Below are 13,757 nucleotides of genomic sequence, written 5' to 3' on the forward strand. Positions count from 1 at the left end.
ATGATCTTACATCATTCCACCCATACCACCACCCATTGGAGGAGCACCAGCACCTACAGGGTTTTCTTCAGCCTCATCAGCCAATACACACTCTGTTGTCAACAACATTGAAGCAACTGAAGCTGCATTTTCCAAAGCAATACGAGATACTTTAGTAGGGTCGATTACACCTGCTGCGATTAAGTTCTCGTAACGGTCAGTACGTGCATTATAACCAAAGTCAGCTGTACCTTCTTTCACTTTTTGAACAATCACTGCACCTTCGATACCTGCGTTATTACAGATTTGACGTAAAGGCTCTTCGATAGCACGTTTGATAATGTCAATACCGATTTGCTCATCTTCGTTTTCACCTTTAAGGCTTACCAAAGCTTCAGTAGCACGGATAAATGCAACACCACCACCAGCAACGATACCTTCTTCAACTGCAGCGCGAGTTGCATGTAAAGCATCATCAACACGATCTTTCTTCTCTTTCATTTCGACCTCAGTAGTAGCACCTACGTATAATACGGCAACACCACCTGACAATTTTGCCAAACGCTCTTGTAATTTCTCGCGATCGTAGTCAGAAGTTGTTGTTTCGATTTGTGAACGGATTTGAGCAACGCGAGCTTTGATGTCATCTACGTTACCGCCACCATTGATAATTGTCGTATTATCTTTGTCAACTTGAACTTTTTCAGCTTGACCCAAATAAGATAACTCAGCATTCTCCAATTTGAAACCTCTTTCTTCAGAGATTACTGTACCACCAGTTAAGATAGCGATATCTTCTAACATTGCTTTACGACGGTCACCAAAGCCAGGAGCTTTTACAGCTGCCACTTTCAGTGAACCACGAATTTTATTGACAACTAATGTCGCAAGAGCTTCACCATCTAAGTCTTCAGCAATGATCAACAATGGTTTACCAGTTTGAACTTGTTTTTCCAAGATAGGCAACAACTCCTTCATGTTGCTGATTTTCTTGTCGTAGATCAAAATGTAAGGGTTATCTAATTCCGCTTCCATTTTGTCAGAGTTCGTAACAAAATATGGAGATAAATATCCACGGTCAAATTGCATACCTTCTACAGTTTTTACTTCTGTTTCAGTACCTTTTGCTTCTTCAACAGTGATAACACCATCGTTACCAACTTTTTCCATCGCTTGCGCGATCAAAGAACCGATTACCTCGTCGTTATTCGCAGAGATAGCCGCTACTTGTTTGATTTTGTTGTTATCTTGACCAACTTCTTGAGATTGAGATTTCAAGTTAGCAACAACAGCTGCCACAGCTTTGTCAATACCACGTTTTAAATCCATTGGGTTAGCACCTGCTGCTACAGATTTGATACCCGGAGCAACGATTGCTTGTGCCAATACAGTAGCTGTAGTTGTACCGTCACCAGCTTGATCAGCAGTTTTGGAAGCAACTTCTTTTACCATTTGAGCACCCATATTTTCTAAAGCATCTTTCAATTCGATTTCTTTCGCAACTGAAACACCATCTTTAGTAATTACCGGTGCACCGAATTTCTTCTCAATAATTACGTTACGTCCTTTTGGACCTAATGTTACTTTAACAGCATTAGCTAAAGTGTCTACACCTTTTTTAAGGGCCTCACGAGCCTCAACGTTATATTTTACTTGTTTTGCCATTTCTTTAGTATTGAGTATTGAGCTATTGGTAGTAAGACGCTAATATGACAAGTCTCAACTACGCACTGCCTCAATTTTTTAAATTTAACTTTATAATTTTAACTTTTGACCGCTTAGATAACAGCGTAAATATCAGACTCACGCATAATTAAATACTCTTTTCCTTCGTAAGTAATTTCAGTGCCTGCATATTTACCATATAAAACTTTGTCACCTACTTTTACAGTTAACGGCTCGTCAACTTTGCCAGTACCTACAGCAACTACTGTACCTTGAGATGGTTTTTCTTTTGCTGTATCGGGAATATATAACCCTGAAGCTGTTTTTTCTTCTGCTGGAGCAGCTTCTACTACTACTCTATCTCCGATAGGTTTGATACTTAATGCCATAATTAATTTACTTTTATCTGTTATTGAATTTATTGTTATGTTATAATCGTTATAAACACATCATCTTTTATGCCAATTGTAAATAAGGTGATGTATAAGACAATTTTTCACCGAAAACTTAACATATCAATAAAGAAAAGCGGATTTTGCTGTCACACTGTCACTGTTTGTCTGACATCCTTACAAAACCATGTTGGCCATTCCGACGATACTTTGATAATTAAACTGACAAACCCGCGTATAACAAAAAAAGGCCTCGTCTAAATGGTAGACGAGGCCTTTTGAATTTCTTTGTTCGCAACTATTTTTTTGCTTCTTCAGCTGGCTTAGCTGCTGGCGTTGTCGCCGGAGTTTTTTGCTCTGATTGCGCTGGAGCAGCTTGCTCTTGTCCTACTGGAGCACCTGCAGGTTTCTGTGCTGGCGTACCCAAGTTCAAAGGTCCCTGTTGTTGTGCCGGAGCTTCAATTTGACCACCCAAGCCACCTTTAGATGTACTTGGTGCTGTTCCCATAATGTTAACACCCAAACTAAAAATCATAATAGCGATAACCATGATCCATGTACCTTTTTCCAAAAAGTCTCCTGTACGTTTTACACCCATTAGATTTGTTCCACCGGAAAAACCAGATGATAAACCACCTCCTTTTGGATTTTGGATTAAAACCAAAAATGCTAAAATAATACTAGCTAATATGATAAGACCAATTAATAATCCTTGCATCTCTTTATGTAATTAATTTAATTTCTTTTCTAATTCTGTTATGCGTGCCGCAAAGTAAGCATTTTTTTCTGGATATTTCAAAACTAATTTTTCGTAAACCTCTATTGCTTTAGGATATAAACCCTGTTCGGTATATATTTTTGCAAGGGTCTCCGTTACCAGTGAATGCTGATCTTCCGAGCTTTTTCTAGCCTTATTCTCCAAATCCAACTTTTCAGCCTGTAGTGGTTGTATCATAGGCTCCTCGCGGATAAATTTCTCGATCACTTCATCCGTTTTGCGCGGAATCTGGAAAGCAATTGTTGTTTTCACCTCATCGCTGAGTTTTGCCTCCGGCGATTGCAGATGGAAAATATTTTCCCGAATCTGTTGATCCAATAGCTGACTATCCAATTTTTCATGAATCTTGGCAATATCATCATTTGATGGTGTCATAGGACCCAAAGGTGATTTTACATAAGGCTGATAGGTTTCAGCATATTCAAGTCGCGTTTTATGCAACCACCACAAGAAACTATAGGGCATTGTATCATCATCATAGACCGAGACACGTTCCTGTGTATCCTTGAGTGGCTGAATAGCTGTTTCAGAAGATATCGGCTCAGCTATTTCTGGTTCCTCAACCGGGGCGACCTGTTTTTTTGCTTCACTCGAACGAAAATAGTCTTGCGCTACACCTGCTTGAATCAAACGGTCCAATTCATCTGTCTTTTCCACGACCTTTTCAACTTCAGTTTCCACCACCTCAACTTCGGTCTCAGCCACTACTGTTGCCTCAACATCTTCATCAAAGTCGTCCTCAAGAATTATGATATCCTCCAATTGGATCTCTTCCCTCGCTAGCGTTGGTCTGCTATGCACAAATTCGTACAACCAGTTTGGAGACGAAGCATAAAGCAATGTAAACGATAAATTCTGGACAGGTTTGCTTTCACCAAAAACTTTACGCTCATAAATAAATCGTAAACTTTGCGCATACGGATATTTTTCAATCAAGCCCAAAATCATTTCCTCATCAACAGATTCCGGATGATTGATCGCTCGAAAAAAAAGCTCATTATTCGATAGTGGCATAGTCGTATTCATCTTGGGATAAGATTACCAGTTGGCAAACGCCTTATTATAAATATCCTCTGTCAACATCTGGATAACCTCCTTACCCAAGCTCTCTTCCTGTGCACTCTGAAGATTTCCAGCAAATTCTTTGAAGCGTGTAAAAGGCTGTTCAAAGTCGTCTTTTGGGTTAATCTTATTGTGGTAAGAAACTTTAATGGTAATAGTCAATCTATTCATTGCAGCCCGATCCGTCCCTGCTTCAACAGCTGCAGGACTGATCGTATAATCTGTAATGAACCCTTCAAAAGTAGCATCACCATCTTGGTTGACCTGACTTAATCGGGATTGATTGCGAATACGCTCCTTTAATGCCTCCGTAAAATTCTGGCTTAAAGTTGGATAAACCAAAGGCGCAATATTTTCGAAATATTGAATATTGACGGTCTTCATCCCTTCTGGAATAGATCCTCCCGTAAATCCATATTTTACACCACAACTGTTCATTATGAATAGAAAAGCGGTCGTGAGCAAGGTATATAAAATTCTTCTTGACAACATCTGCAAAACCTTAGTCTAAATTTAAGTCTTTAATTTTCCTATACAAAGTCCTCTCGGAAATCCCTAATTCTTGGGCCGCTGCCTTGCGTTTGCCGCGGTGTTTTTTCAGGGCTTTCTTGATAAGATCAGATTCCTTGTCCACCAAGGACAAAGACTCTTCCACTTCCTGTGCATCTTGCAGATACTCATCTTGCGCAACAGGATTCTTCAAGACATTTGCCGTATTATTATTAGGCGAATGTATCGTCAGTGTCGGCGCAATACCGTATCCTTCGGCATCGGATTTTATCTGGGGTTCAATTTCCTGATAGAGCTGATTTATATAAGGCGAATTTTGATCGAACGTTGAAGAATCCACGCCTTTCTGGATCAGCTCAACAACGAGTTTTTTGAGATCGACCATATCTTTCTTCATATCGAAAAGAACCTTATAAAGCAGATCTCTTTCTGAAAAATCTTCTTTTGCACTATTATTTGATGAAACTATAGCCGGTAAACTCGTCCGCGATTCATTTGGCAAATAGTTTTGCAGGGTATGCGCATCAACAACACGTTCTTTCTCCAAAACGGCAATCTGTTCGGCCACATTTTTTAATTGACGCACATTTCCCGGCCAATTATAGTTGCGCAGCATATTTTGAGCATCTTCAGTCAATTGCACTCCGGGAGAGCGGTATTTTTCCGAAAAATCGACAATAAACTTACGAAACAATAAATTGATATCTTCAGGGCGTTCCCTAAGTGAAGGGACACGCAGCGGCACGGTGTTCAGACGGTAATACAAATCTTCCCGAAACTTACCTTTTTGGACAGCTTCAAACATGTTGACGTTTGTCGCGGCAACCACACGTACATTCGTTTTCTGTACTTTTGATGATCCTACACGAATGTACTCTCCGGATTCTAAAACACGTAGTAATCGGGCTTGCGTGCCCAAAGGGAGCTCCCCGACCTCGTCCAAGAAAATTGTTCCGCCATCAACGACTTCAAAATAGCCCTTACGTGCCTCATGAGCTCCGGTAAAAGAACCTTTTTCATGGCCGAATAATTCGGAATCTATTGTTCCCTCCGGTATCGCCCCACAGTTGACCGCTATAAACGGCCCATGCTTACGGGAACTCAATTGATGGATAATATGCGAAAAAACTTCTTTACCACTACCGCTTTCACCTTGTATTAATACAGAAATATCAGTTGGAGCCACCTGCCGGGCAATGTCTATCGCCCGATTTAACAACGGTGAATTACCGATGATTCCAAACCTATTTTTTATATCTTGATTATCCATAAATTTCCAGTTGGAAATAAATTTATATTAAGTTTTCTTAATCAACAATTTTACCGAGCAAGGTTGCCGACGTACATGATTCAACAAGCACGTTGACATAATCACCCTGTTTGTAACGAGGATCTATAGGAAATACAACTAAGGCATTTTGATCATTACGACCACAGAAATCAAACTCAGATCGCTTTGAAAAACCCTCTATAAGGACTTTACATATCTTTCCAATAAAGTGCTGGTAACGATATAAACTATGGTCACGCTGTTTGTTGATTACCTCAGTCAAACGACGTTTTTTGACATCCTCTGGAATATCATCCGCATAGCGCTTCGCAGCTAATGTACCCGGTCTTTCCGAATAAGCAAACATGTACGCAAAGTCATATTTCACATAATCCATCATGGATAATGTTTCCTGATGTTCTGCTTCTGTTTCTGTACAGAAACCCGTAATAACATCAGTAGAAATCGCACAATCCGGAATAATTTTGCGGATAGCGTCTACACGTTCCATATACCACTCCCGATCGTAAGTACGATTCATCAGTTCCAAAACCCTGGAATTTCCGGATTGTACCGGCAAATGGATGTAGTTACAAACATTTTCATGTGAGGCAATCGCATATAAAACCTCGTCTGTAATATCTTTTGGATGGGAAGTCGAAAAACGAACGCGTAAAAGCGGGCTCACCTCAGCTACCATGGTCAATAACTTGGCAAACGTTACCGTTTCGCCCGGCGTTTCACCTTCTGCAACGGGTGCTGTATACTTATAGGAATCCACGTTTTGACCCAATAAGGTCACTTCTTTATATCCGGCATTGAATAAATCCTGTGCCTCTTTCACAATAGAATGAGGATCACGGCTGCGCTCACGTCCACGGGTAAAAGGAACCACACAGAATGAACACATATTATCACAACCACGCATGATCGAAATGAAGGCTGTCACACCATTTGAATTTAGACGAACCGGATTAATATCGGCATAAGTCTCCTCACGTGACAGCAGTACATTCACTGCCTTTGCACCATCATCAACCTTATCAATCAAGTTAGGAAGATCACGATACGCATCAGGACCTACCACAACATCAACTAATTTTTCTTCTTCAAGAAACTTCGATTTTAAACGCTCGGCCATACAGCCCAGCACACCAACGATCATTCCGGGGTTTCTGGTCTTAGCCGCCTCAAATTCTTTCAGTCGATTACGAACACGCTGCTCTGCATTCTCCCGGATTGAACAAGTATTAATAAAGACAACATCTGCTTCCTGATAATTTTTTGTTGTCTCAAAACCTTTATCCAACAAAATAGAAGCAACGATCTCACTATCCGAGAAGTTCATTTGGCAACCGTAACTTTCAATGTACAGTTTACGCCCATTACTGATCTTTGGATCCTGTTCTAATAACAATGCCTCACCCTGACGAGATTCGTCGTGTTCCTTAGTTGTATGTGTTAAATCTAGCATAGCTCAATTTTCAAAGACTACAAAGTTAGAAATTAAAATCCATATAATGACAGTTTGTCAGCCAGAAATATGGTTTATACTTTGTCAAATTTCTGAGTAAATAATTTATCTCGTGGGGGGCTGATAGGATATTTTACAAAAAAGGCACGGATAAATTTCCGTGCCTTTATTTTTTTCGAAATTCAACAATTTACTCCTGCCGGAGCGTTACACAATATAGCGTCTCGCGGGAACAAACTGCTCAGTGCGTTATTGACCTGCTTGTTGTTTCGCTTCTTTCTTCATTTGATCGCCAGCCACGATAACAATCTCCACACGACGGTTTTGCGCACGTCCTGCTTCTGTATCGTTACTTGCAATTGGTTCAGAGAAGTTTCTGCCTTCAGTTTTAATACGCGAAGAAGCCAACCCTTTAGATACAGCAAATGCACGTACCGCATTTGCACGGTCTAAAGAAACTTTGTCATTCGCAGCTAAAGTACCTACATTATCTGTGTGTCCGATAACCAAAATTTCTGTCCCTTGTTCCTTATTTAAAGTGGTAACCAAGTTTGCGATATTATCTTTCGCAGTGGCTTTCAAATCAGATTTATTGAAATCAAATAAAATACCTGAATCAAATTTCACAACAATACCTTCTGCAGATTGAGTTACTTCAGCACCTTCAACAGTTTTAGAGATCTCAGCTGCTTGTTTATCCATTTTCTTACCGATCAATACACCGGCTGCACCACCAATGGCCGCACCTGCTAATGTACCAATAGCCGTATTACCAGCCTTACCACCAATTAATGCTCCTAAAGCACCACCCGCTACACCACCGATTACACCACCTTTAGTCGTATTATTTGTATTTTGGATTGTAGAACAACTTCCAAATAACATAGCCGAGGTTGCAACAGTCAAACCAAATACAGCTAATTTTCTATTCATTTTCATATCTATCTAAGACTTTTAATATTCAAACTAAATACTGTTCATGTTAAAATCAAACAAAGTGCCAAAAGCATCCTTTTTCAACTTTTTTGTTACGATACTCCCAAAAAGGCATTACAACGTGGCTAAATGAAGACAATTCGCTACAAATAATCCCGATGCTCACTGTTCACAAGAACTAACAGTATGAAAAGGAAATTGTTTTATTTCTCCTGCGTCTTAACTTCGATATCTGGCAACAATGACCCTTTTGGACGGCCCTTCGCTTCGAAATCCTGTAAAGACTGTTGCACATAGTTCATCAAGTCATATTGTCCCCAATGCTCGGCAAGATCAAATGAAGGACGATAACGCACCATAAAAGCATCTAAATCGACACTGTCCAACTTTGTTAACTTCTGGACAGCCGCGCGTGAAAAAATACGGTCGACCTGTAATTCTTCTTTTTCACGGTCCATAAAACGTCCAAAACGTTTTGCATTTTTTGCTTCCCGTCCAAAAAGATTATAAAGTGCCGTAGCAGGGCTTCCTAAATAGGTTCCAAATTTGTTTTTCCCGCCATTATAGACGCCTTTTTTGGAGTAATTCCCCATCGCCTCATTCAGTTCGGCTTCTTTCGACTTGCGTTCTACGATTACTGTCTCAAGCTTTATCCCTTCCTGCATTTCAATATAAAATTCATTCAGGTTTGTCAACACGGTTTTTACCGGTGAAAACCCGACTTTAGTGAAAGAAAGCGAATCGCCCACAGAAGCGTCAATCGTAAAGACACCGAAAGAGTTTGTCAATGCCGATCTGCTCGTCCGCAAATTTAGCACCACCACATCGCCAATTCTATTAGCTGTCCCCTTCTGCATCACCATACCCGACACTTGCTGTATATGTTGTGCCCTTGCGCCGAATGTCGTTAAAAGCAACATCAATACGCCTAAAAGCCCTCCTATATGTATGTGTATTCTTCTCATTGGAATATATTGTTATTTCACGCCAAGCTTTTAAAACTTCATGTTGCACTTAGCGTTCCGGTCTTATTTACCCATCATGCCCCCAAGCCTATTTTGTTAAAAATAGTAATAGTTTGACAATTGTATTGTTAAAAAAGTTTAAATATTCCTTCTTTATTTATAGGGGTAAAAGACAAAATTGGCTCCTTCGGCAACAACCACGAACAGGCACATAAAATCCTTAACAGATTTATAATTCTGGATAAAAGTAGCTTTACGGTCTTCCTGAATGATATCCATTTCGACAAATTCTTCCAACGTAGAGGCATTGATCGTCCAATTCGTTTCGAGCTCCGTACGATCTAAGATTACCTCTCCCACCGAAACCTCATGTTGATGTGCCACAAAAATCGGGTAGGAAGAATAGCCTTCCTCCATGATTTCCATCGCAACTTCACGGATCGACTCACTATAAAAATCAAGATCAACCTGCAAACTTTTCAATGGACTCTGCCCAGTAGATTGCGAGGCTTCCTCCCTTGCTCCGCCCGAAAATAAATCCTCTACTTCCATATATATATTATGATTTTTTTAGTTCCAATAGAACGACATTTTCTACGTGCTGTGTATGTGGAAACATATCCACCGGTTTAATACGCTTCACTTCGTACTTTTCCGCCAATAAAACTAGATCTCTCGCCTGTGTCGCAGCATTACAACTGACATAAACAATTCTCGGTGATTCCATCTCCAATAAACGGGCCACAACATCCGCATGCATACCTGCCCGTGGTGGATCGGTAATTACGACATCTGGTTTACCATGCTCAGCAATGAAAGAAGGAATCAACACATCTTTCATATCCCCAGCATAAAACTTCGTGTTGTTGATACTATTGATTGCCGAATTTACCTTCGCGTCTTCAATTGCAGTAGGGACATACTCAACTCCGACGACTTCTTTTGCTTTCTTAGCGACAAAGTTTGCTATTGTACCAGCGCCCGTATATAAATCATACACCAGCTCGTCTCCTTTTAAATCCGCAAAATCGCGTGTGATCTTATAGAGTTCGTATGCTTGAGCCGAATTGGTCTGGTAGAAGGACTTCGGTCCAACCTTATAGCGAAGACCTTCCATTTCCTCATAAATAAAATCACGGCCTGCATATACACGAATATCCTGATCAAAGATGGTATCATTGCGCTTTTGATTCACGATATACAGGAGCGAAGCAATCTGAGGGAACTTTTCATTGATGAAATTCATCAATAATTCCACCTGGCCTTCCTCTGGATAAGCAAAAACCACAATCACCATCATCTCACCAGTAGACGAAATACGGATGATCAGATTGCGTAATACACCAGTATGCTCGCGGAGATCATAAAAAGTCATTCCTTTGCTTAGTGCAAAGTCCCGTATGGTATTCCGAACCTCATTGGAAGGGTCTTCCTGAAGAAAACAATGATCAATATCCAGAATTTTATCAAATCGCCCCGGCACATGAAAGCCCAAAGCATTCATTTCCAATTGCGACGCATCCTCATCAACAGAAGTCAACCATTTCTTATTGGAAAATGTATATTCTAATTTATTTCTATAATACTCCGTCTGAGCCGATCCCAAAATATCTTCCATGGCGGAAGTATCTACTTTCCCGATACGGGATAAAGCATTATCAACAGACTGTTGTTTAAATTTTAATTGGGATTCATAGCTCATGTGCTGCCATTTACAGCCTCCACAGACACCAAAATGCTCACAAAAAGGGTCTACGCGATAAGTAGAAGCTTCCTTCAGACTCGTTACCCGAGCCTCAGCAAAATTCTTCTTCTTGCGCATTAACTCCACATCGACAACATCACCGGGGACAGCTTTTTCGATAAACAGAACCAGATCATCGGTTTTTCCTACACCTCTACCTTCTTCGGCAATATCAATGATTGCGATATCTTTCAAGAACTTCTTTTCTTGCGGAATTCTTCTACTCATAGTTTGCAAAAATACAATTTTTTATAATGATTTTTCATTGACCTACATGGTCTTAAAAAAAAGGCCTCTCATATCGCGCAATAATCCATTTTGATCAGACAAATTTCCTTACCAGTCAAGTGATATTCAGCACTGCCTAAACCTATGGAATGGTATAAAATCAGGCTCACTCCTTAAAAAAAGAAAACGGCAGACAGCAGCAAAAAAAGGAAGTTTATTTAATAGGTGAATAAAAGGGATAAATAACAGACCCCTTATTACTTAGAGGATTGTTGCCTGAACAAGGTACGGAAGAATCTCTTTTTGAAAAGAAATGAAATTTTTACGCACATCGGCATCCGAAACGGCAGTAAAAGCAAAAGAGAATACAATGCTCTTACTTGATTTGATCAAAAATGTCAGTTTTTCCTCACTGATCGCTTCGTTAATCTTTTCATTCTGGATAAATGTGCTCAAAAGCAGGAATTCCAGATCCTCAGATAGTGTTTTTAGATATTCCTGTGCATTGGCCGACTCACGGATAAATTCCCAACCAATCAACTCATTGCATGCTGTATAGGTCAGCCGGCTGACACGAAGAATGGTTGAAGCCAAAAAAGAGGCCATATCATCCTCATATTTTGTGGTCTTTAAGATATCCAGCAGACTCGCCCGCAGATAATCCATCAAAATGGCATGCAAGATCATTTCCTTACTATCAAAGTATTTATAAACAGTCGCTTTAGCAATCTTAGCTTTTTTAGCCAACGTGTTTACACTGGTTTTATGATAACCATTTTGACGAAAAAGTTCCCGTGCTGTTCTTTTTATGGATTCAATGATATGATCTGGTTCCATATTCTTCAGATAAGACTACCACACATCACACTATTTCCAATACCCGGGCCGAATAAGACATCCGTAGGGACTGGCAGTAGTGTGATGGTCTCAATAGTCTTTATTAGCATTGATTTTATATTAATTCAGTCTCAAACTGAGCTAAGAAACGCGTATCATTTTCAGAGAAAAGTCGCAAATCTTTGATCACATATTTAAGATTTGTGATCCGTTCGATACCCATACCGAAGGCAAAACCCGAATACTTTTTACTGTCGATTCCACAATTTTCAAGTACATTCGGATCTACCATGCCACAACCCAAAATCTCTACCCAACCAGAATATTTACAAAGATTACATCCAGCACCTTTACAGATCGTACATGAAATATCCATCTCCGCAGAAGGTTCTGTAAAAGGGAAATAAGAAGGACGGAAACGCACTTTAGTTCCTTCGCCATACATCTCTTGAACGAAATGGTATAAAGTCTGCTTCAGATCAGCAAATGAAACATTTTCATCCACATATAATCCTTCTACCTGATGAAAGAAACAATGCGCACGTGCAGAAATAGCTTCATTCCGATACACACGTCCAGGCATAATCGCACGGAAAGGTGGTTTACCAGCTTCCATTAGGCGAACTTGAACAGAAGATGTATGCGTTCTTAGCGTAATATCGTTACCTTCCTGTTTTTTGATAAAGAATGTATCTTGCATATCACGCGCCGGATGTTCAGGAGGAAAATTCAATGCGGAGAAATTGTGCCAGTCATCTTCAATCTCTGGTCCCTCAGAGACAATGAAGCCGAGCTTCTTAAAGATCTCAACGATTTCCTTGCGGACCAATGAAATCGGATGTCTGGATCCCAATTGAAATCCGTTTCCAGGCAATGTTAAATCACCTTCCATTTGTTGGGATTTTTGCTTCTCACCGGAACCAAATTTCTCTTGTGCTTCCTTGAATGTGTTTTCTGCCAACTGCTTAAATTCATTCAGTACTTTCCCCAAAGTACGTTTTTCTTCAGGAGTAACTGTTTTGAATTCGTCAAAAAGATTTTTTACGATCCCTTTGGAAACCAAAAACTTCAATCTGAAATTTTCTACATCGGCTGAAGAAGATGGCACAAACGCCTTAATTTCTTCAGTATACTGCGTAATTTTATCTTGCAACATAATTACGACAAACATAGCCAAAATTTCTGCCAAAAAGAAATTTTAGCAATCTCCCAAACGGCGTCGAAAACCTCTTCGTCCGCAAAATTTCGATTAAGATTAACCAGAATAAACCTGTTTATAATCATCTCTTTGAACAGTAAACAACGGTAAGATGATTTTTTCATTCCTGTCAGAAGCAAGCAAGAGTAACCAAAAATCAAAAAGAGCAGACTTTCATCTGCTCTTTTGCCCATAATAATATTAATATAAAATGATATCCGCTCAATATTCAAAGCGACTTTTAAGTTCGATTAAAATGGAAGCGGATTATCTTCCTGATCATTTTCAGTGAAATCAACTTCGATTTCTTTATCCTCGGCCTTCTGCGCCGGGGTGCTAGCAACATTGCCCGCATTAGCAGTTCCTGCTGGTTCAAAATCCGATTTCCGTCCCAAAAGAGTAAATGTCTCAGCTACCACCTCAGTAGCATAACGCCTGATCCCCTCTTTATCTTCATAAGTGCGCGTGCGTAATCGACCTTCGATATAGACCAATTTGCCCTTTGTAAGGTATTTTACCGCCACATCTGCCAAACCGCGCCACATGACAATATTATGCCACTCGGTTTGTTCTACCCGTTTTCCGTCCTTGTTATACGTTTCTGAAGTTGCCAATGGGAAACTGGCAACGGAGACATTGCCTTCTAAATATCGAATTTCGGGGTCTTTTCCAAGGTGTCCCACTAAAATAACTTTGTTAACTCCTGACATAATTTAAAA

The 13,757-nt window shown here is 40.0% G+C and carries 14 protein-coding genes; all 14 read right to left on the bottom strand.

Features of this window, described 5'->3' with window-relative positions; translation table 11 throughout:
- Nucleotides 1-6: 6 nt before the first annotated feature.
- Nucleotides 7-1,644 carry a chaperonin GroEL gene (groL, locus tag HMAT_RS23545; protein WP_104385281.1) on the bottom strand — a complete coding sequence of 546 codons (1,638 nt, stop codon included), beginning with the start codon at nt 1,642-1,644 and terminating at the stop codon, nt 7-9.
- Nucleotides 1,645-1,757: 113 nt separating this feature from the next.
- Nucleotides 1,758-2,033: a co-chaperone GroES gene (gene groES, locus HMAT_RS23550; protein ID WP_028070710.1), complete on the bottom strand. Its 276-nt coding sequence runs from the start codon at nt 2,031-2,033 to the stop codon at nt 1,758-1,760.
- 301 nt (nt 2,034-2,334) lie between these two features.
- Nucleotides 2,335-2,754 carry a preprotein translocase subunit SecG gene (gene secG, locus HMAT_RS23555; RefSeq protein WP_104385282.1) on the bottom strand — a complete coding sequence of 140 codons (420 nt, stop codon included), beginning with the start codon at nt 2,752-2,754 and terminating at the stop codon, nt 2,335-2,337.
- A gap of 12 nt (nt 2,755-2,766) precedes the next feature.
- A complete protein-coding gene (locus HMAT_RS23560) occupies nt 2,767-3,840 on the bottom strand; it encodes a hypothetical protein (protein ID WP_233789549.1) in 1,074 nt (357 codons plus the stop codon).
- Between the two features lie 12 nt (nt 3,841-3,852).
- Nucleotides 3,853-4,368: an LptE family protein gene (locus HMAT_RS23565; protein WP_104385284.1), complete on the bottom strand. Its 516-nt coding sequence runs from the start codon at nt 4,366-4,368 to the stop codon at nt 3,853-3,855.
- A gap of 10 nt (nt 4,369-4,378) precedes the next feature.
- The gene (locus HMAT_RS23570) at nt 4,379-5,656 is read right to left on the bottom strand and encodes a sigma-54-dependent Fis family transcriptional regulator (RefSeq protein ID WP_104385285.1); all 1,278 of its coding nucleotides are present in this window, start codon (nt 5,654-5,656) and stop codon (nt 4,379-4,381) included.
- A gap of 37 nt (nt 5,657-5,693) precedes the next feature.
- On the bottom strand, nt 5,694-7,130 hold the full coding sequence (gene miaB / locus HMAT_RS23575; protein ID WP_104385286.1) for a tRNA (N6-isopentenyl adenosine(37)-C2)-methylthiotransferase MiaB: 1,437 nt from the start codon (nt 7,128-7,130) through the stop codon (nt 5,694-5,696).
- A 249-nt stretch (nt 7,131-7,379) separates the two neighbouring features.
- Nucleotides 7,380-8,069: an OmpA family protein gene (locus HMAT_RS23580; RefSeq protein ID WP_183078685.1), complete on the bottom strand. Its 690-nt coding sequence runs from the start codon at nt 8,067-8,069 to the stop codon at nt 7,380-7,382.
- Nucleotides 8,070-8,269: 200 nt separating this feature from the next.
- Complete coding sequence (locus HMAT_RS23585; protein WP_158656074.1) at nt 8,270-9,031, bottom strand: hypothetical protein; 762 nt, start codon at nt 9,029-9,031, stop codon at nt 8,270-8,272.
- A gap of 153 nt (nt 9,032-9,184) precedes the next feature.
- Nucleotides 9,185-9,583: a hypothetical protein gene (locus HMAT_RS23590; protein ID WP_104385289.1), complete on the bottom strand. Its 399-nt coding sequence runs from the start codon at nt 9,581-9,583 to the stop codon at nt 9,185-9,187.
- A 7-nt stretch (nt 9,584-9,590) separates the two neighbouring features.
- Nucleotides 9,591-11,003: a 23S rRNA (uracil(1939)-C(5))-methyltransferase RlmD gene (gene rlmD / locus HMAT_RS23595; RefSeq protein ID WP_104385290.1), complete on the bottom strand. Its 1,413-nt coding sequence runs from the start codon at nt 11,001-11,003 to the stop codon at nt 9,591-9,593.
- Nucleotides 11,004-11,264: 261 nt separating this feature from the next.
- Nucleotides 11,265-11,840, bottom strand: a complete 576-nt coding sequence (locus HMAT_RS23600) for a TetR/AcrR family transcriptional regulator (RefSeq protein WP_104385291.1) — start codon at nt 11,838-11,840, stop codon at nt 11,265-11,267.
- 115 nt (nt 11,841-11,955) lie between these two features.
- Nucleotides 11,956-12,996: a phenylalanine--tRNA ligase subunit alpha gene (pheS, locus tag HMAT_RS23605; protein ID WP_104385292.1), complete on the bottom strand. Its 1,041-nt coding sequence runs from the start codon at nt 12,994-12,996 to the stop codon at nt 11,956-11,958.
- A 293-nt stretch (nt 12,997-13,289) separates the two neighbouring features.
- Nucleotides 13,290-13,748: a single-stranded DNA-binding protein gene (locus tag HMAT_RS23615; RefSeq protein WP_104385294.1), complete on the bottom strand. Its 459-nt coding sequence runs from the start codon at nt 13,746-13,748 to the stop codon at nt 13,290-13,292.
- Nucleotides 13,749-13,757: the final 9 nt, after the last annotated feature.

Origin of the sequence: Sphingobacterium sp. HMA12, from assembly GCF_002933815.1 — a bacterium.
GTDB lineage: Bacteria > Bacteroidota > Bacteroidia > Sphingobacteriales > Sphingobacteriaceae > Sphingobacterium.